A 20,093-nucleotide genomic window follows, 5' to 3' on the forward strand; every position below is an offset into this window, starting at 1 on the left:
CTGGGCCGCGGCGCGGCGGGACCGCTGCGGCAATGCTCTTCGGGTTGTCCTCGGGCCCGGCTTGTCCCATCGTGCGAACGCGCGACCCCCCGTTTTGGACGGTTGGAGTATGTGCAAGCCGACCCTGCGAGATCAACACCCTTGTGGAGTCGCGGTGCAGGAGGAGTGTGAGCAGCCAACCGGTATAGCGATTCTTTGCCGTTCTTTGCCCGACTTTGGCTTGTGGCATACCTAACACAGACTTATCTGGCCTTGACGTGAATCTTCACGAGGAGCGAATTTCATCCAGTCATTGATCACCACTTGCCATTACTCCGAACGTTTCCGTCGACATCGGTCCGGACGTTATTGATGGTTTGTGGCACGGGGTTTACGGGGAAAGGGTCGGTCGGCCATGAGTGGGGGCTTGTCGTGGTGCGGCAAAGGACGGCTGACGGAGAGATCAACACGTGATCGGCTGTTCCGCCGAAGAGCGCGGCTCGGAGTTGTCGCCGCCCTGTTTCTCGCCCTCAACGTCACCTCGTTGCAGGGCGCTGTCGCGTTCGGCCCCGACAACGATGCCCGTACGACGGTCGAGTTGGACGACCTGCAGGAGACGGACGCCGTCCCGCTCGACGAGGACAAGACCGACAAGGTCGAGAACCTCGAGAAGCCCGTCCTGCAGGAGCTGACCGAATACCTCCCGGCGGCCGTCGCGGAGGTCCCCGCAGCCGTCGACCTGCCCGCGGCGGTCACCGACGTCACCGCGGGCGGCACCCCCAAGCAGGTGGCCGCCTCCACTGACGGCACGGTGACCGTCGGCGTCACCGCCCCCGATGGTGCGACGCAGACACAGGCCGACTCCCTCGAAGGCGCCTGGAACGTCACGGTGAAGCCCGAGACCGACGCGGTGGCCGCCGGTGCGCAGGGCCTGATGCTCCAGGTCGACGCCCCCGACGCCGCCACCGGCAACGCGGTCGTCCAGATCGACGCGACCCGCTTCGCCGAGACGTACAGCGCGCAGTGGCTGGACCGGCTGTCGTTCGCCCTGATGCCCGCCTGCTACGCGACCACTCCGGAGCTGGAGGAGTGCTCGACCGGCATCCCCGTGACCACGGAGGTCCAGCGCACCACCGACGAGGTGACCGTCTCGGTCGACGCGGGCGGCGACGACTCCGGCTCGGAGGCGGACCCTGGCGAAGACGGCGCGACCGACGAGACCTCCGACTCCACCGACAAGACGAAGGACATCCAGGAGACGCTTCTCAACGTGACGCTCGACACCGCCGATCTGGCAGCGGTGTCCACGGCCACGTCCACGAGTGCCTCCACCGCCGCGAGCGCCGACAAGGGCTCGGTCGACTCCGCGGTGTGGCGTGGCGAGAGCCGGACCGGCGTACAGAAGGTGGCCGACTCCAACGCGGGCGGCCTGTTGGTCGGCACCTCCTACGGTGCCGGCGCGGGCGGCGACTTCGCCGCGACCCCGCTGGCCTCGTCCGGCACCTGGTCGCAGGGCGGCTCCTCCGGCGCGTTCACGTACGCGTACACGATGGCGGGCCCGCAGGTCCCCTCGGGTCCGTCCCCGAACGTGACGCTGAGCTACAACTCGCAGTCCTCGGACGGCCGTACGTCCGCCACGAACAACCAGGTCTCCTGGATCGGTGAGGGCTGGGACTACAACCCGGGTGCGATCACGCGCACGTTCGTGGGCTGCGCGGCCGACACCTCCGGCGCGAACAACAAGGACCACTTCACGGGTGACCAGTGCTGGGGCTCGTACAACGCGGTCCTGACGCTGAACGGCACCACCACGGAGCTGGTGAAGAGCGACGCCACCGGTGAATGGAAGACCTCGCGCGGTGACAACACCCGTGTGGAGCTGCTGACTTCAGCCGACTACACGCGTATCACCGGCATCCCCGCCTCCAACAACGGCGACAACAACGGGGAGTTCTGGCGGGTCACCACCAGCGACGGCACCCAGTACTACTTCGGCATGAACCGCTTGCCGGGCTGGACCTCCGGCAAGGAGGAGACCGAGTCGGTCCTGAAGGTGCCGGTCGCGGGCAACCACCCCGGCGACAACGGCGTCGCCGCCGACCCCTGTTACGCGGCCAAGTTCGAGGACTCCTTCTGCGACCAGGGCTGGCGCTTCCAGCTCGACTACGTCGTCGACCTCAACGGCAACGCCATGTCGCTGTGGTGGGACAAGGAGACCAACGCCTACGCCAAGAACAACAAGGAAGCCAAGGCGGTCGCCTACGACCGGGCCGGCTACCTGACCCGCATCGACTACGGGCAGCACAAGGACACCCTCTACTCCTCCGAGCCGTTGGGCCGCATGAACTTCACGGACCAGCAACGCTGCTTCGTGAAGGACGGCATCTGGACCTGGAACTGCTCCGACACCAACTTCGACTCCAAGCAGTCCGACCTCACCCGGCCCTGGTTCGACACCCCGGCCGACCTCGCCTGCAAGGCGGGCGAGAAGTGTGCGACGTACGCCCCCACGTTCTGGTCCCGCAAGCGCCTGGCCACGATCACCGCGTGCACCCAGCGCGAGCAGGGCGTGAAGCTCACCGAGTACAACGACAAGAACGACTCGGGCTCCCGCAACGCCTGCGGCATCGACGACGAGACGTACGGCACCACCGCCCTCTCGAAGGTCGACTCCTGGAACCTCGAACAGTCGTTCCCTTGGGATTTGACCGGTGAGTACACGGCCCTCTGGTTGGAGTCGATCACCCGTACCGGTTATGCGGTCGACGGTTCGACCGCGCGCCTGCAGCCGGTGATCTTCGGCCGCAACAAACTGTCCCTGCCCAACCGCGTCAAGAAGGCCACCGGCGACACCGACCCCCTCTTCGGCCGACTGCGCATCCAGGATGTCGTCTCCGAGTACGGCGGACGCACCCACGTCACGTACATGGCGCCGGAGGATGCCTGCCTCGCGGGCAAGAACTTCCCGGAGGTCGACAAGAACACGCTGCGCTGCTACCCGGCTTACTGGCACGCGGACGGCGAGCTGACCGACAAGCGGATCTCCTGGTTCCACAAGTATGTAGTCGACTCGATCACCGAGTATCCGCAACTGGCGGACGCGACGGACATCACGACGTCGTACAAGTACGAGACGAACACGTCCGACAAGACTGTCGGCGCCCTCTGGGCGAAGAGCCAGGGGGAGTTCTCCCGTCCGAAGACCCGCACCTGGGACGACTGGCGCGGCTACCCGGTCGTCACGACCATCTCCGGCGTCCCGTCGGCCCCGGACGGCAGCATCGCCTCCAAGGAGGTCACCCGCTACTTCCGGGGCATGAGCGACGACGTCCTGGACGACAGCACACCGGAGAACGCGAACGACGACGTCAAGCGCGACTTCCAGGTGAAGGACGTCACGGGTGTTGCGAACATCGCACCCGACCGCAAGGCGTACGCCGGGATGGTCGCGGAGTCGCTGACCTACCCGGACCACGCCGCGGACTCCTCCAGCGGCTGGATATCCCGTACGGTCAACTACCCTGACGCGCCTGTGCGGTTGGCGACCCGCGACCGGACGGACGGCCCGGACGTGGTGTCCGAGCGGGTGACGCTGGGCAAGGTCATAACGGTCACCAAGTCCTCGGGCACCCGGCCGGGCGACTCTGCGCAGCTGCGCACGGTGAAGACGGAGACCGACTACGACTCGTACGGCCTGCCGTCCGAGGTGCGGGAGTTCGGCGACACCGCCGCGACGAAGACGACCGACGACTCGTGCACCCGCACGTCGTACACGCACAACAACTCCGGTGCCACGGACAGCGTCTATCTGGTCGGCCTGGTCAAGCAGACGATCACGACGACCGGCACGACCACCTGCTCGACGGCCCTGACGTCGGCGACGGCCAAGACGCTGGTCAGCGGCTCGCGTGTCTACTACGACGGCTCCACGGATCTGGACGGCACGCCCACCAAGGGACAGACGACGCGTACGGAGCTGCCCACGGGGACGGGTACGGGCTGGGAGTCCACCAACCCCGAATCGCGGACGACGTACGACGCCTTCGGCCGGGTCACCAAGGTCGTCGACCCGACCGGACTGACGAACCTCACGACCTACACGCCACCCTCCGGCCAGGTCTACGAGATCAAGACGGTCCAGGGCACCAAGATCGACAGCAGCGGGGCGGAAGCCGGCCTCGTCACGACCACCAAGGTGGAGCCCGGCCGCGGCGCGACCCTGACCTCGACCGACGCCAACAACCGTGTCACGTCGTACACGTACGACCCGCTGGGCCGCACCACGGCCGCCTGGGGCCCGACCCAGCCCGCCACGGACGACCCCGACGCGAAGTACACGTACAACACGCTCGAGGGCAAACCGGTGTCCGTGGTCACCGAGTCGCTGCAGGACAACCCGAGCAGCACGAAGGACAACGACGGGGTGTACAGCAAGTCCACCGCGATCTACGACGGTCTGGGCCGTGAACGGCAGTCGCAGACCCCAGCGGTGGGCGGCGGCAAGCTGATCACCGACACCTTCCACAACGCGGCCGGCCAGGTCAGTTTCACCCGCAACGCCTACTACATGGCGGACGACCCGGGCACCGGACTGGTCGTCCCCGTGTCCGAGTCGCTCGTTCCCAACGCGACGACCTACACGTACGACGGTCTGGGTCGTGTCCTGACGGTCACCCCGGTTCACCACTCGTTCGCCCAGACGGGTCTCCCGGCCCCGGACGGCAACTCGACGGTGGCGACGACGGACCGCCGCACCCGCTACCAGTACGGCCTGGACTACACGATCGTCCGTCAGCCGAAGGGCACGCCCGGCTCCCGGGTGTGGACGGACACGCTGGGCCGCACGGTCCAGCAGGACACGTACAGCGACACGGCGTTGACCGAGGCCGGTGCGATCAGTACGAAGTACGAGTACGACGCGCGCGGGGACATGAGCAGGTCGACGGACGCGGTCGGTCACTTCCGCACGTGGCAGTACGACGCTCTGGGCCGGGTCACCGACACCACGGACCCGGACACGGGCGCCACGCACACGGAGTACGACGCGTACGGCCGGGTGGACTGGGCGACCGACGCCCTGGGAGGGAAGCTCGCCTACAGCTATGAGCGCTACAACCGGGTGAGCGAGGTCAAGTTCACCGCGGCGGGCTCGCCGGCGGGCAGTACGGGTACGAAGGTCCAGTCGTACGGGTACGACTCGGTGCCGGGCGGCAAGGGGCAGCTGGCGTATGCCACCCGCTACGACGGGGGCGAGAGCCAGGCGTACAAGACGTCGATCGCCGGGTACACGGCGGACTACCAGCCGATGTCGATGACCTTGACCATGCCCGACGGCACGACCACGGGGACGACCGCGGACGGCTTCAAGAGCATCTACACGTACGACTACACGTACGACGACGACGGTCAGCTGGAGAGGTACACCACCCCCGAGGTGGGCGGGCTGAGCGCCGAGACCGTGATCAACCGGTACAACGAGGCAGGTCTGCCGACCACGGTCTCCGGGCGGGACTGGTACGTCGCCGAGACGTCCTACTCGCCGTACGGGCAGGTGATGCGCTCGACCGTCGGCGAGGTCGGCAAGCGGGTGTGGCAGGACAACTCCTTCGACGAGTCGACCGGTGAACTGCTCACCAGCAAGCTCCAGAGAGAGAACACGACCGACACGGGTGTCGCGGCCGTCACGGGCAGCAAGGTGAGCGAGCGCGGCTACGCCTACGATCCGTCGGGCAACATCCTGTCGGTGTCGGACAAGATCGGCTCGGGTGCCGCGACCTACACCGACCGGCAGTGCTTCACCTACGACACGCTGGGCCAGCTGAAGACCGCGTGGACGACGCCGAGCGGCGGCGCGTGCACGGCCTCCGGCAAGTCGACGGCCGAGCCGGTGTACGCGGACGGCAAGGTCAACGTCTCGTCCAACAACGACGGTTACTGGCAGTCGTACACGTACGACGTGCTGGGCAACCGGGAGTCGAAGACGGCCTACAAGGCGGACCCGACGTTCACCACGGCCGGGGCGCGGGTGACCACGAGCGACGTGGCCACCGCCTACCACCACGGCACGAGCGACGTCACGACGGAGAAGAACGACCAGCCGCACACGCTGACCTCGTTCGACGCCACGACGTACACGGCGGCTGGCGCCGAGGTCAAGACCGGCTCGACGCAGAAGTATGACGCGGCGGGCAGGCTCACCAACCGCTCCACCGGCGGTGACACGTCCCAGGGTCTGACCTGGACGTGGGACGGCCAGGTCGAGACGGTGACGGGCTTCGGCCCGGACGGTTCCGGTCCCTGGCTGGGCACCTCCGACATGTGCATGGACCTCGGGGGCGGCAACCCCGTGGCCGGCACCGCCATCCAGATCTACGTATGCAACGCGTCCAAGGCACAGAACTTTCGCCTGAGAGGCGTCGACGCCGACAACAACGGCACCGTCGACAGCACGACCGTCGGGCAGTTCGTCGTCGCGGGCGCCTGTGCTCAGCCGACGAGCGCGGCGGCGGGCGCGGCGGTCCAGGTCCAGCCCTGCAACAAGGCCACGGCGACCCAGCAGTGGGAGGTCCTGGACACGGGCCTGCTCAAGCTCAAGGGCACCAGCCTGTGCATGAACGCCCCGTCGACCGCGAACGGTACGGATCTGGTCCTGGCGGCCTGTGCGGCGTCGGCGACGGGTCAGGTGTTCAAGCCGGCGTCGAAGACGATGTATGTGTACGACGGTCTGGGCAACCGGGTGTTGGAGCGTTCGGCGGCGGGTGCGGTGTTGCATCTGCCGGACACGACGGTCTCCCTGACGGCCTCGGGCAAGTTCCGCTCGGCGGAGCGGACTTACGGTCACGGCGGTGCTCCGACGGTGTCGCGTTACCGGCAGGCGTCCTCGACCTCTGGCGGCGCGGACGAGCACCTCTTCGCGGGTGCGGTGGACCACAACGGGACGCCGCTGGCGGAGGTGCGGCTGGACAGCGGGCAGGTCCGCATCACGAAGAAGGATCCGTGGGGTGAGGACCGCACGGGGTACACGTCGGCGCGTTCGCGTACGGCGTTCGCGACCGGTGATGACGACCGGGGGGCGGGTCTGGTTCATCTGGGGGCGCGGGAGTACGAACCGGCGACGGGCCGTTTCGTCTCGGCGGACCCGGTCCTGGACCAGAGCGACGCGCTCCAGGCGAACGGCTACTCCTATGCCAACAACAACCCGGTCACGCACTCGGACCCGAGCGGTCTCACCTCGTCGGCGTCGAGTTTCGATGCGTCGATCGCGGCGCTGGACGCGCAGATCGCGGAGTTCCAGCGGACGTTGTCGGTGTCGATCGGCGATGTGATCCTCAGCGTCGGCTGGGCGGTGTTCAAGGAGTTCATCGGCTGGAACGACGTGGTCGGCTGCTTCTCCCAGGGCGACCTGTGGGCCTGCGGCAGCCTGCTGATGGACGCGATTCCGTGGACGAGCGTCTTCTCCAAGGGCAAGAAGATGTTCAAGGCGTTCAAGGCGACGATGGGCGCCGTGAAGGCCTGGAAGGCGGCCAAGGCCGCCGCGGAGATAGGCCTGAAGGCGGCGAAGGCGGCGAAGGCCGCACTGATCAGGGCGAAGAAGGCGGCGGAGGCCGCGGCGGCGGAAGCCAAACGCAAGGCAAGGGAAGCGGCCAAGGCGGCGGCGGAGGCCGCGAAGAAGAAGGCCCACACAGGTTCGAAGGGCGCAAGAGGCAACGCCCCGCAGGTCAAGGCCCGCAAGACGGCCCAGGAGAAGGGGTCTTCGGGCGGGGGCCGGGCGGAGAACAAGTCCGGCGGGAAGCGGGGGGACTCGGGGCGGGACGACGCCGACTCGGGTGGCGGATCCGATGGCGGGTCCGGCGATGGCGCGAGCTGCACGATCAACAGCTTCACCCCGGAGACCCGGGTCCTGATGGCCGACGGTTCGACGAAGGCGATCAAGGACGTCAAGGTCGGCGACAAGGTGATGGCCACCGACCCGGAAACGGGCCAGACCGAGGCTGAGGAAGTCACCGCCGAGATCAAGGGCGAGGGCCTCAAGCACCTGGTCAAGGTGACCATCGACACCGACGGAAAGAAGGGCTCGAAGACCGCCGAGGTCACGGCGACGGAAGGCCACCCGTTCTGGGTGCCGGAACTCGGTGAGTGGCTTGAGGCAACGGACCTTCAGCCGGGCCAGTGGCTGCAGACCGGAGCCGGCACGCTGGTCCAGGTCACCGCCATCGAGCGTTGGACGGCGCAGGGCGCCACGGTCCACAACCTGACCGTCAGCAGCCTGCACACCTACTACGTGCTGGCAGAGGCCACCCCGGTACTGGTTCACAACTGCGGTGGATCGCAACCCGGACACTCCGAACTCTGCAGGTGCAACCCGGAGAAGCCTCGTAGTGAGGTTGTCCTGGACGCGGACTCGTTCGAACAGGCCAGAAACCAGGCCCTAGACATCGTGGGGCCCATCGACACCGGTTCGTGGCAGCGTCGGCAGGGGACGATGGAGTCCGCGGTCGACACCTTCGGTAGGGATACCGGGTTCACCGCGGCCAGCGGTGGGGAATACAGGTCATTCCGCCTGGATACCGACGACAGGATCGGCCCGCACATCAATGTGATGACGGGTAAGGGTGCGGCGGTTCGAAAATGGGCGATAAGATTCCCTGGCGGGAGTATTTCGACGTGGTTGAGGCGGAATGTATGACCGACGGTAGTTCTTATGGGAGTCATCCGGAATACCTTCCGGACTTCATGAATGACCCCCGTGACGATGACGGCCGACAGGTGATGAAGCTGGATCTCGCCGAGAACCGTGCACTGGCGGCAGCGACGCTGAGCCGATTTCCGGCTGCTACCGGTGACGTGATCGACTTCGAGTCTACTCCGTTCGAAGACCGCCTCTGGTGGGACGATGAGGAGCACTGGACGAGGATGGCGGCGGAGCTGCTCTCCTCGTACGTGCAGCGGGGTGAGCGGATCGCCGTCATCTGGGGCAACTATCTGATGCCGGCCGTGACCATGCCTGCGGATGTTGCGGTGCGACACGCGCGGGACATCCTGGACGCCGGGCCGCACTTTTGGATCCACCCGCTCGGCGGTTCGGTGCTCATCGAATGCCTAATGGATGGACAAGTGACGGTTGTGAATATTCCGTCAAACTAAGTGCAATCGGCGAGAACGCACCACCGAGGAATCGGCGGTGCGTTCTCGCCGGTCTCCGATCGCGGCGCTGGACGCGAAGACCGCCGACTTCCAGCGCACCCTGCCGACGTCGAGGCGTGTGCGGTGCCCGGTGAGGCGGATCGGGTGTGCGCATCCACCGAGTCGGTCTATCTGCCGTGTGAGGGGTGCGAGTTGGCCGGTGGCAGCGAGTTTCTCCAGCCCGCCCGTCTGAACCGGCCGAACATCGCCGACCGACCCACCGTCGGGCGAGCCGCCGACGCTCGTGCCGAGTGTTGAGGCTCAACTGGCACCGCCGGGAGCAAGTTGTGGGCGCGAGCCCTTGCACGTCGCACAGCAAGTTGTCGCATACGACCGTCCTGCGGCATCGTACGCACAGGGGCTGACCAGGGGGCCGTCCCTCATGTTCGTCTCGCCGGTCTCACCGAGGGCGGTGGTCGGCGTTGCCTCCGTCGGGGAGCGAAGCTCCCGGCCGCCCGTCGGGGGCCGACTTCCCCCGCTCAGGCCCCGCGCCGCCAGACTGGGCGACGCACCAGCCCGGCCGTACACTGCCTCTCCCGCTCGGGCCCGATCCTGCCGAAAGAAGCCGCCCTTGCGCCACCTCGGCAGGTTGCCGCTGGTTTGCGGGCGGCGCCGTGGCGTCAGGGCGAAGGGGGAAGTGCGGGGGTGTGCGACGTTGGAGTGGCTGCGGTCGCGGCGACGGCACAGACCTGCACTACGAAGTCGCGCTCTTGCACCCCGTGCCATATATCATCGGCGATATGAACAGCGGGCGGTACTCGATCGAGATCGAGCCGGAGGTGCGGCTGTGGCTGGAGAACATTCCCGCCCATCACTACAAGCAGGCCGAACGCGTCGCCGACCTGCTCGCCGAGCAGCCCGCCACGCTCGACGAACCGCACTCCCGCCACCTGGGCGGCAAGCTCCGCGAGTTGCGCTTCCGTCTGGGTGATGCCCATCAGCGGATCACCTACTGGCTGGCGCCCGGCCGACGTGTCGTTCTGCTCACCGTGTTCCGCAAGACCAAGATGCGCGAGCAGGCTGAAGTGGACCGCGCCCACGCCGCACAGCGATTGTGTGAGGCAGAGCATGAAGCCGCCGCCGAGCACGACCTCTACAGCCGCAACCTCAAGGAGAACCGATGAACCACAGTGAATGGAGGACCCGTCGCCACCGCCAGTTGCTGGGCGAGCACCTGGACGCTGACCCCGAGTACGACCGGTTCTACGAAGAGGCCGGCCTGGCCATGACGTTGGGCAAGGCCGTCTACGACCGGCGTAAGCAACTCGGGCTGAGCGAGGCCGAACTCGCCGAGCGCATGCACGTCGAGGTCGATGACATCGAAGGCATCGAGACGGCCACCGAGCTGCCGCCCATCGCGGTCATCATGCGCCTGGCCCGCGCACTGGACCTCACAGTGGACGTGCACCTCGCCGGCGGAGACGAGCCCACCGTCACCATCGTCGCCTCAGCGGCCTGAGGCGGGGAGGAACCATGCAGGACCCGCTTTCCGCGCTCGCCCGTGAGCTCGGGCAACTCGTCCACGACCGGCGCATCGAGCTCGGGCTGTCCCAGGCCGAGCTGGCCGAGCGGTGCGGGATGAAGCAGCCGCAGATCTCCCGATTCGAAGGCGGTGGGACCGTACCCACGCTTCCCCTCCTGCGCCGCCTGGCTCGGGCTCTCGGCGCCGACCTGACCATCAGCCTCACCCCGCACGACGAAGCCGCTTGACACGCATTCGAAATTCCTGGAATTCCCCAGGCGGTGTAGGCCACTGACGGCAGTAGTGACGGCAACACCAGCAGACTCCAGCGCACGAGCACGAATGAGGTGTCCACTGATTTCATGGACAAGCTCAGCCTTTTGTGAGGTGGGGATGCAAGCCATGGCCTGAGCTACGTTTCCAGACCGACAAATCTCGGAACAGAGCATTTCTTCTCTTCCAACGTGTTCTCACTCTTGAGGTTCGACTGATGGGTAATCCCCGGACGTATGTGTACAAACTCCTGAAGACGTCTTGGGGCGTTCGAATCTCGATCACTGCGCAAGCCGAATTCCAAGAGGGAGCAGAGGGGGAGCGGGTAGATCCCTCCGGGCCTGTCTGGATCTCTCTCGGTGAGGCCATTGTGAAGCTTCCTGAAGAATTTAAACGAAAGCTGAGTGACGGGATTTCCGCGTCAGCCCCGGGGATTTCGCGGAGCGTTGGTGGACGCCCAGTCACCGTGCGGGTCGAAGAGCTCGGTTTCGTGGAAACAGATTTCCAGGTCGATGGAATTTCCGTTGCGATGTGTCGTTGGTCCGAAGAAGAATTCGGGCTGCCGCGTCGCAGGATCGACGAATCGTTCGACCGGGCTACGAATCGGTACGTTTTCGATTGGCTCTGAGGTTCACAGTCGTGGCTCGGCCCCGTGCGGACGACGTTCAGGCGCGCTGGGGTGTGCGCATTCCGGCGCGCACCTCGGCAGCCAGGGCGTGCACAGTCGGATCGGGTCGCCGTACTGATTGCCGAGGCGCCCTCGGCCCGCTCGCATCCCGGGTGCGGCACCCCCGGCACAGCCCACCCGGCAAAGCCTCCGGCCGCCCCGGCACCCCGCAGTCGGTGCACTCCACCAGCAGGGTGCGCCGGGGACCAGGAGCCGCAGCAGCCGGCGGTACGACGACCCGCTCGGGCGGCATCTTGTCGAGCAGCCGCCTCCGGACGAACCCCCGGGGTGAGTGCACGGGGTCCGGCAGCCCGGCGACGAGAGCGCCGGTGAGTAGCTCAGGCGTCGCACCCCGGGCCAGCCAGTCGGCGGCCAGTTCTTCCAGGGCCGCGCAGTCGGCGGCGGACAGAGCGAGACGGGGCTCCCGGAGGCCGAGCCGGGCGAGGGTGTCGTACGCGGTGGAGGGACCCCGATCCCGGTCGGGGCGTGGGGAGTTGGCGGTCCGGGCTGGTGCGGCGCCGGACTCTTCCGGGTCTTCGTCGGCTGCCGGGGCCTCCTGAAGGCCGGTCTCCCGGACCTCGGCGGCTCCCGGCATCACTGCGGGCGCCTCGCGCGTCACGTCACCCTGGAGGAAAGTGGCCCACCATTCGTTGTCACGTGCGGTCCGGGACCAGTACGTGTTGACGACCCACCGAGTGCCGCTCACTCCGTCACCGGACGGAACGCTTCGGCGTACCCGGCGCAGATGCCCGGCGACGCCGAGTTCGTTGAGCGTGGTGCGCACGGCCGCCTGGCCGTAGAGGGGCTGCGCCTTGGCGATGGTCTTGGCATCCATGGCCGCGTTCTCGCAGAGCCGGTCGAGGAGGCTCGCGATGTAGGCGGCGCGGACCGGAAGGTGGCCGAAGTCGCCCTTGCGGGGCGGCGACTGGTCCGGGGCACAGCGCTTGCCGTAACCGGGACTGGCCATGGGGTGGGGATGGGGAGGGGCTGCGGGGGCAGCCAGGGCAGCGATAAAGTCGTCGTACGCCATGAGATCTCCTGTGAGGATCTTGTCGGTCAGACCCCGGCGGGTGTTGTCGCACCCGACCGGGGTTGTTTGTTGCCGCGAACGCTAGACGGTCACCACGGCGCGTCGCAAGCCGGTCACGAAAAGTCATATCCGCTGGTATGGAGGGCAGTTGAGGCGCGTGCACGGCCAGCGCCAAGACCGGGGGAGGGTGGGAGGGTGGGTTCAACTTCCCGCCCATTCAATACAAAAGGGGCTCGAATCTCGGCGCCTGGAGCTCGGGGCTCAGTCTTCGCCGGATTGCGGGTGCGAGGGTGTGACGAGAGCGGCGGGGACATCGGCCGGGACGCCAGGACTCGGGCCCTGAACTCCGAGCCCCGGGGCTTTCCCCGGTCGGCTCAACCTTCTCCCCGAGCCCTACGTGCAACCAGCCCCGAGACTCCGCCGCCAGTGCCGCGTCCCCATCGTGCGGGAAGACGCTGCGCGGGACCTCCTCTGTCTCTGTGAAAGTGCCCCCATGCCGATCGATCGCATCGACTTCGCCGACCTGCCCGACGATGTCCAGGGCTCCGTAATCGCCCGCACAGGCCCGCTCCTGAGCACTGCGACCATGCCGTCAGGCTTCAACTCCGCCATCTCCGCGCGGCTGACGACCGAGCACGGTGAGGTGTACGTCAAGGGGTTGCCTGCGGATCACCCGCGAGCGTGGACGCAGCAGCGAGAGGCGGCCGTGGGCCCGTACGTGAGCGGCATCTCGCCACGCGTGCGGTGGCACCTCAGGGCCGGCGGATGGGACCTCGTCGCCTTCGACGCACTCGACGGCCGCCACGCCGACTACGCGCCCGGCTCGGAGGATCTCCCGCTCGTCGCCGCGACTCTGGAACGGCTGTCGGGGCTGCGCGCGCCGGACGGTGTGGAGCTGAAGGAGGCGGGACACCGGCTGCGTGAGCACGCACCTGACGCAGATCTCGTGTACTTCAGCGGAGACGCCCTGTGTCACACCGACCCAAACCCCGCCAACGTCATGGTCGGTCAGGGACGGGCGTGGCTTGTCGACTGGGCATGGGCCACCCGAGGAGCCGAGTGGCTGGATGCCGGGTACTGGGTCGTCTGGCTGATCGCCGAGGGCGGCCACACACCCGGGAGCGCCGAGCAATGGGCTTCACGTGTCCCTGCCTTCCGTGAGGCTCCCGAGGCAGGGCTGAACGCGTTCGCTCTGGCCAACGAAAGCGTCTGGACCGAGATCGCCGAGGAGTCGCCCAACCCCTGGACCCAGAGCATCCACTCGGCTGCCAAGGAATGGGCCGCTCATCGTGCACGGACGGCCTGACTGCGTGTGCCTGGGCACCCCGTTCCATCGCGAATGTGGCCGGGAGACCGTTCGGCCATTGACCACGACGACGACACGGGAACCCGGGGCCTGAACTCTGTACCCGCAGAGTCCTCAGTCAGCCCAGGTTCTCCCCGAGCGCCGCACGCAACCAGTCCAGCGTCCCCGTCGCCAACACCGCGTCGGCGAGTTCGTTGGCCGACTTGGTGGTGAGCCGCCCCCGGCTGTTGTCGATCCAGCGCTGGGCGTTCTCGTAGCCCTGGGCCTTGTACTCGATGCCCTGGATCATGCACTCCAGCTTGTCGGCGTCCCGGGCGCAGATCGCCTCGGCGGACTCCTTCTCCTCGTACTCGGCGACGAGTTCCCGTACGGCCGAGGCGAGGATCTCCGGCATGCCGCTGACCTGGTCAGCGGTGACGGCCTGTGGGTCGGCGCCGGTGGCGTACTTCTTGCCGAGGTGGTTCACGTCGCCGGTCCGGGTCTCCTGGCAGTCGTGCCAAACCGCGAGGTAGGCGGCCCGCGCGGGGTCGGCACCTTCGAGCTTCGCGATGATCGACGCGAGGAGAGCGGTGCGCCAGGAGTGCTCGGCCACCGACTCGGGGTCGCGTACGCCGGCCATCCACCAGCCGGTGCGCTTTGTCTGCTTCAGCGTCCCCGCTTCGTACAGGAAGCGCGCCACCGCGGACAGGTCCTCAGCCTCAGCCACCGTTGGGCTCCTTTCACGCCTCGGCGAGGCGGATCGCGTCACGTACCGGATGCTCCGCAACTCCGGTTATCCAACAGCACGGGCAGCCGGTCGCGTAGGAGTCGGCCTGCTGCACCGGACCGCAACAGGTCGGTACAGACGCACGTCCCCGTCGACGGGTGCGGTCCCGTCGTTCGTGGCGGATGACGCAGGAGCCTGGACATCCGCATGGCTACGGTGAGATGCATGAAGCTCTCGCCGCTCGTTGCCCGGGAACGTTTTGTCGCGTCGCCTGTCGCCCGGCTGGTGACGGCCGACCCCCAGGGAGTGCCCCACGCGGTACCCGTGACCTTCGTCGTCGTGAACGACATCTTGTACTTCGCGGTCGATCACAAACCCAAAAGCACGTGGAACCTACGGCGGTTGCGCAACATCCGTGAGAATCCGTCGGTGACGGTACTGGCCGACCACTATGACGAGGACTGGTCGCAGTTGTGGTGGGCTCGCGCCGACGGTCGCGGGGAAGTCCTGGAGGACGGCGAGGAGCGCCTCCACGCGGTGGTGTCGCTGTGCGACAAGTACGACCGGCAAGGCCAGTACAAGGACTCCCCTCCTCAGGGCCCCGTGGTCGCCGTTCGGGTGGAGAAGTGGAGCGGCTGGGCTTTCGCATAGCCCTGCCGAGACAGCCCGAGCCGAGGTGACGTACATGCCGGTTCGGCAGGCCGGGCCGCATGGCGGGGTGAACGACCTGCTGTGGGATGACGTGAAGTGCTTCTTCGACCCAGACCTGCTGGGGTCCCTGCCAGACGTGCGTGTTCCGAGTGCCTCGGTGGAGGACTGGCAGGCAGTCCTCGATCTCGTCGCGGAGAAGGGCTGGAAGTGCCAGTACTCCGAAGGGGAAGCAGTGCTTCCGGTGCCCCGTGCGGAGACTGTGCTGTCCCGACCGGCGGACGCCGAGTGCCCGGTCCTGAGGGTGTGGCCGACTGCCGACGTGCTGGCGATCTTCCGTTTCCATGCCGACGACGAAGTCGAATTCGATGTCGACTTGCGGGAGTTGCAGGGGCAGGAGCGTCTCGACGTGTTCTGCGGGTTCCTTCGGGAGATCGGTCGACGGTTGGAGAAGCCGGTGTTGATGGATCCGGAAGGCGACCAGGGCCATCCGGTGCTCGGGTTCGATGTCGAGGCCGATCGAGTCCTTGTCGTCGCAGCGCCGGTGAGCAGGTAATTGCAGCCGACGGCTGGATTGCCATCGTCCGGACGACCGCCCGGGCGCCCTGGGGGTGTACGAGGGGTGGCTCAACGGCCGGGCGCGATACTAGCGCTGGCGATAGTATTCCGGCCGATACTATTCCTGATGCAACCATTGCGCTGGCGGCCGCGCACGATCCGTCCCGCTGGTGGCGGCCTTGCGCAACGGAGTTACCTGTTCAGGGCTCCAGGCGTCGCACGGCCCCGAAGAACTGCTGAGCGCCTGGCCCGGACGGTCCTGGCTCAGCCGGTCGAGCTTCGGCAGATGCTCCCCAGCCGGTCCAGGCCCGGCAGACCCGGCCGGGGCCCGCTCACCCCCATCCGCCCCTACCGGAACCACTCCACCGAGATGTGCCCGGCCCCGGACAGCGCCCCGAGGAAGTCACCCGCGTCGAAGGCCGCCCCTGCCGACGCCACCCCCACAGCCTGCGTACGCCCCGTCAGTACTCGCCGCACCGCCTCCACCGCCAGCGGCGCGCTCACCGCGTAGATGTCCCGCCCGCTCGCCACCGCCCGCCGCTCCACGCCACCGGACCGTACGACGGCATCGACCACGAACGTCTGCGCGGACCGCCCGTCCTCGTCGACCGCTACCGGCGCCGGGGTGTCCGGCGCGGCCAGGTCCCTGGCCGCCTCCGCCGCCATGTACGTGCGCACCTCGGGTACGTCCAGATGGCTCGGGACGGTGACCACGTCGGCCATGGAGAACTCGCCGATCACCTCCCGGGTCCCCATCGGCTCCGGGAAGGGCCACTTCAGGGTCGGCAGCGCGTCGTCGTGGTACTCCAGTGCGCCCCCGCTGTAGCGGACCCGGCGGCCGTCCCGGCGCTCCCGGGACACCGCCCCCGCGACACGCGTGCCGGCGGTCGGGTGCCAGCTGCTCAGGCCGTACGCGATGTGGGCCTCGTCGGCCGAGGTCCAGTCGCCCATCGCCGCGGTGACCAGCAGGTCGCTGAGGCCGCCGAAGAAGGCCATCGCCGGGACCACCAGCGTGTTCGCCGCACGCGCACGCTCCCCGAAGTGCGTGAACGTGTCGAGGTTGGCCTCGATCTCCGCCGCCACGTCCACATACGGGATCCCGGCCCGCAGTGCCGCCTCGATCACCGGTGCCGCCGTCGCGGCGAACGGCCCCGCGGCGTTGATCACCGCCGACGCTCCGGTCAGCGCCCGGTCGAGTGCGCCCGGGTCGTCGACCGAGGCCGGCCGGACCTCCAGCCCCGGGCGGGACGACGAGGCCAACTCCCGCAACCGCTCCGGGTCCCGCCCGGAGAGGACCGGGGTGAACCCCTGCTCCAGCAGCTCCGCCACCACGAAGCGCCCGGTGTGCCCGTACGCGCCGTACACCACAACCGCCTGCCCGGACACCGCTGCCGATCCCATGACTTCTCCCCGTCGTGTTCGCATGACCACCATCCTGACGACGTCGATCGCCCCACACGAGTGTCCGGAACGACATGCCCCGTACAATTCCGGACATGAGCATGAGCCCGGGTACCAGGACCGTCGCCCTCGCCCTCACCGACGGCATGCTCCACTTCGAACTGGCCGTCGCGTACGAGGTGTTCGGCTCCGACCTCTCCGGTCTCCCCGGTCTGGCCTTCCCCTGGTACGACCTCACCGTCTGCGGCCCCGCCCCCGTCCACGTCGGACGTTTCCTCATGGAACCCGACGCCGGCCTCGACCAACTCCCGTACGCGGACACGGTGATCGTCCCCGGCTGGGCCGACGTCGACATCGCCCCACCCGCCGAACTCGTCGACGCCGTACGCGCGGCCCACGAGGCGGGAGCCCGCGTCGCCTCGCTCTGCACCGGCGCGTTCGTGCTGGCCGCCGCCGGACTGCTGGACGGGCGGCGCGCGACCACGCACTGGGCGCACACCGATGTCCTGGCCGCCCGGCATCCCCTCGTCGAGGTCGACCCGGACGTGCTGTACGTCGACAACGGCAGCAGCGTGCTCACCTCCGCCGGCAAGGCGGCCTCGATGGACCTGTGCCTGCACCTCGTACGGCTCGACCACGGCTCGGCGATCGCCAACACCGTCGCCCGCCGCCTCGTCGTACCGCCGCACCGGGCGGGCGGCCAGGCGCAGTTCGTCACCGCGCCGGTGCCCGAGCAGGACGACCATCCGCTCGCCGAGCTGTTGCCCTGGGCGATCGAACGGCTCGACCGACCGCTGACCGTGGAGGACCTGGCCCGCCGGGCCAACATGAGCTCGCGCCACCTGGGCCGCCATTTCCGGACCGTCACCGGCACCACCCCGCTGCAGTGGCTGCTGACCCAGCGGATCCGGCGTGCCCAGGAGCTGCTGGAGGCCACCGGCGACAGTGTCGACGCCATCGCGGAGGCCGTCGGCATGGGCACCGCCACGACCCTGCGCCGCCACTTCAACCGCACGATCGGTGTGCCCCCGGACGCGTATCGCCGTACGTTCCGCAGCACACGATCCGGCACCGGCTGACGGACGGCCGGTGTGCGCGATGTCTTGACGTGTCCCTGTCGTCATGCGTGTATGGGAGCGCTCCCACATTTCCGCTGTTGCTGAAGTTTCTTGGCGCTCACTCCCTGGAGTCGCAGTGAGAACAAAGAGAAGCACCACGAGAAGCACCACGCGAAAGAGCCCCCTGACCGTCCTGCTGACCGCCCTGGCCACCGTCCTCGGCCTCCTGGCGCTCGCCCCGACCCCCGCCCAGGCGCAGGCCGAGCCGCCCCGCGCCCTGGCCACCGGCCTCCACATCTCGAACGGCCGTCTCCTCGAAGGCAACGGCAACGACTTCGTGATGAGGGGGGTCAACCACGCCCACACCTGGTACCCGACCCAGACCCAATCCCTCAGGGACGTCAAGGCGTTGGGCGCCAACACCGTCCGCGTCGTCCTCGCCGACGGGCACCGCTGGACCAAGAACACCGCCGACGACGTGGCCGCCGTCGTCGCGCAGTGCAAGGCGAACCGCCTGATCTGCGTACTGGAGGTGCACGACACCACCGGCTACGGCGAGGACGCCGCCGCCGGGACACTCGACCAGGCCGCCGACTACTGGATCGGCCTCAAGAGCGTGCTCGCCGGTCAAGAGGACTACGTCATCATCAACATCGGCAACGAGCCCTGGGGCAACACCGATCCGGCCGGCTGGACCGCCCCGACGATCGCGGCCGTACAGAAGCTGCGCGCCGCCGGCTTCCAGCACACGATCATGGTCGACGCGCCCAACTGGGGTCAGGACTGGCAGGGCGTCATGCGCGCCAACGCCCAGTCCGTGTACAACGCCGACACCACCGGCAACCTGATCTTCTCCATCCACATGTACAGCGTCTTCGACACGGCGGCGGAGATCACCGACTACCTGAACGCCTTCGTCACGGCCAAACTCCCCATCCTGATCGGCGAGTTCGGAGGTCCCGCCGACCAGTGGGGCGACCCCGACGAGGACACCATGATGGCGACCGCCCAGCAGTTGAAGCTGGGCTACCTGGCCTGGTCGTGGAGCGGCAACACGGACCCGATCCTCGACCTGTCGATCGGCTTCGACCCCAAGCAGCTCAGCACCTGGGGCCAGCGCATCTTCAACGGCGCCAACGGCATCGCCCAGACCTCCAAGGAAGCCACGGTCTACGGCGGCGGCACGGGCACCGACACCCAGGCCCCGACCGCCCCCGGCACCCCGGCGGCGTCCGGAACCACGGCCACCTCGACCACCCTGACCTGGGCCGCGTCGACTGACAACGTTGGCGTCGCCGGTTACGACGTCGTCCGCGTGAGCGGCGGTACGGAGACCACGGCCGCCGCCTCCACCACCAGCACCGTCACGGTCACCGGCCTCACCGCGGCCACGGCGTACACCTTCGCCGTGTACGCACGGGACGCGGCCGGCAACCGGTCGACCCGCTCGGCCACGGTGAACGTCACCACGTCCCCGGGCGGCGGCACCCCCGGAGTCAGCTGCTCCGTCGCCTACCGGGTCGTCGGCGAGTGGCAGGGCGGTTTCCAGGGCGACATCACCCTGCGCAACACGGGCACCACCGCCCTGACCAACTGGACGCTGGGCTTCAGCTTCGCGGGCGGCCAGACCATCAACAACATGTGGGGCGGTACGCCCACCCAGACCGGCGCCAACGTGAGCGTCGTACCCGCCTCCTACACGGCCACGATCCCGGCCGCCGGCTCGGTCTCGGTCGGCTTCATCGGGGCGAAGGGAGCGACGAACCCGGCGCCTACGTCGTTCACGCTCAACGGGACTTCCTGCACGACCACTTGATACGAC

Annotated in this window: 12 protein-coding genes and 1 pseudogene; 10 read left to right on the top strand and 3 right to left on the bottom strand. The window is 68.0% G+C overall.

From position 1 onward, the window contains the following. Nucleotides 1-523 precede the first annotated feature (523 nt). From PV734_RS39665 to PV734_RS39685, 5 genes and pseudogenes are all read left to right on the top strand, one after another. Nucleotides 524-8,665, top strand: a complete 8,142-nt coding sequence (locus tag PV734_RS39665) for a ricin-type beta-trefoil lectin domain protein (protein ID WP_319294258.1) — start codon at nucleotides 524-526, stop codon at nucleotides 8,663-8,665. Further along, a complete protein-coding gene (locus PV734_RS39670; RefSeq protein ID WP_319294260.1) occupies nucleotides 8,662-9,123 on the top strand; it encodes a hypothetical protein in 462 nt (153 codons plus the stop codon). Before PV734_RS39665 ends, PV734_RS39670 begins: the two co-directional genes overlap by 4 nt. 779 nt (nucleotides 9,124-9,902) lie before the next feature. Next, complete coding sequence (locus PV734_RS39675; RefSeq protein WP_319095284.1) at nucleotides 9,903-10,286, top strand: type II toxin-antitoxin system RelE/ParE family toxin; 384 nt, start codon at nucleotides 9,903-9,905, stop codon at nucleotides 10,284-10,286. Beyond that, the gene (locus PV734_RS39680) at nucleotides 10,283-10,621 is read left to right on the top strand and encodes a helix-turn-helix transcriptional regulator (RefSeq protein ID WP_319095283.1); all 339 of its coding nucleotides are present in this window, start codon (nucleotides 10,283-10,285) and stop codon (nucleotides 10,619-10,621) included. Before PV734_RS39675 ends, PV734_RS39680 begins: the two co-directional genes overlap by 4 nt. A gap of 35 nt (nucleotides 10,622-10,656) precedes the next feature. Continuing rightward, a pseudogene (locus PV734_RS39685) lies at nucleotides 10,657-10,872 on the top strand (helix-turn-helix domain-containing protein); the annotation flags it as partial. A 690-nt stretch (nucleotides 10,873-11,562) separates the two neighbouring features. Here PV734_RS39685 and PV734_RS39690 read toward each other — a convergent pair. After that, on the bottom strand, nucleotides 11,563-12,531 hold the full coding sequence (locus tag PV734_RS39690) for a hypothetical protein (protein ID WP_319294262.1): 969 nt from the start codon (nucleotides 12,529-12,531) through the stop codon (nucleotides 11,563-11,565). Nucleotides 12,532-13,087: 556 nt separating this feature from the next. On the opposite strand from PV734_RS39690, the gene PV734_RS39695 reads away from it, so the two are divergent. Continuing rightward, a complete protein-coding gene (locus PV734_RS39695) occupies nucleotides 13,088-13,900 on the top strand; it encodes an aminoglycoside phosphotransferase (protein WP_319294264.1) in 813 nt (270 codons plus the stop codon). Between the two features lie 118 nt (nucleotides 13,901-14,018). On the opposite strand, the gene PV734_RS39700 is transcribed toward PV734_RS39695, so the two are convergent. After that, nucleotides 14,019-14,606, bottom strand: coding sequence for an HD domain-containing protein (locus tag PV734_RS39700; protein WP_319294266.1), 588 nt, complete (start codon nucleotides 14,604-14,606; stop codon nucleotides 14,019-14,021). Nucleotides 14,607-14,831: 225 nt separating this feature from the next. Here PV734_RS39700 and PV734_RS39705 point away from each other — a divergent pair, with 225 nt between their 5' ends. Both PV734_RS39705 and PV734_RS39710 read left to right on the top strand, forming a co-directional pair. After that, on the top strand, nucleotides 14,832-15,257 hold the full coding sequence (locus PV734_RS39705; protein WP_319294268.1) for a TIGR03668 family PPOX class F420-dependent oxidoreductase: 426 nt from the start codon (nucleotides 14,832-14,834) through the stop codon (nucleotides 15,255-15,257). 67 nt (nucleotides 15,258-15,324) lie between these two features. After that, a complete protein-coding gene (locus tag PV734_RS39710; RefSeq protein WP_319095273.1) occupies nucleotides 15,325-15,810 on the top strand; it encodes a hypothetical protein in 486 nt (161 codons plus the stop codon). Between the two features lie 350 nt (nucleotides 15,811-16,160). Here PV734_RS39710 and PV734_RS39715 read toward each other — a convergent pair whose 3' ends face one another. Further along, on the bottom strand, nucleotides 16,161-17,213 hold the full coding sequence (locus PV734_RS39715; RefSeq protein WP_319294270.1) for a saccharopine dehydrogenase NADP-binding domain-containing protein: 1,053 nt from the start codon (nucleotides 17,211-17,213) through the stop codon (nucleotides 16,161-16,163). Nucleotides 17,214-17,314: 101 nt separating this feature from the next. Here PV734_RS39715 and PV734_RS39720 point away from each other — a divergent pair, with 101 nt between their 5' ends. Together PV734_RS39720 and PV734_RS39725 are read left to right on the top strand one after the other, a co-directional pair. Next, entirely contained in the window at nucleotides 17,315-18,292 is a 978-nt protein-coding gene (locus tag PV734_RS39720; protein ID WP_319095491.1) for a helix-turn-helix domain-containing protein, read from the top strand. A gap of 115 nt (nucleotides 18,293-18,407) precedes the next feature. Beyond that, a complete protein-coding gene (locus PV734_RS39725) occupies nucleotides 18,408-20,087 on the top strand; it encodes a cellulase family glycosylhydrolase (protein WP_319095271.1) in 1,680 nt (559 codons plus the stop codon). The last annotated feature ends 6 nt before the right edge of the window (nucleotides 20,088-20,093 follow it).

The sequence above is a fragment of the Streptomyces sp. AK08-02 genome (assembly GCF_033795085.1).
Taxonomy (GTDB): domain Bacteria; phylum Actinomycetota; class Actinomycetes; order Streptomycetales; family Streptomycetaceae; genus Streptomyces; species Streptomyces echiniscabiei.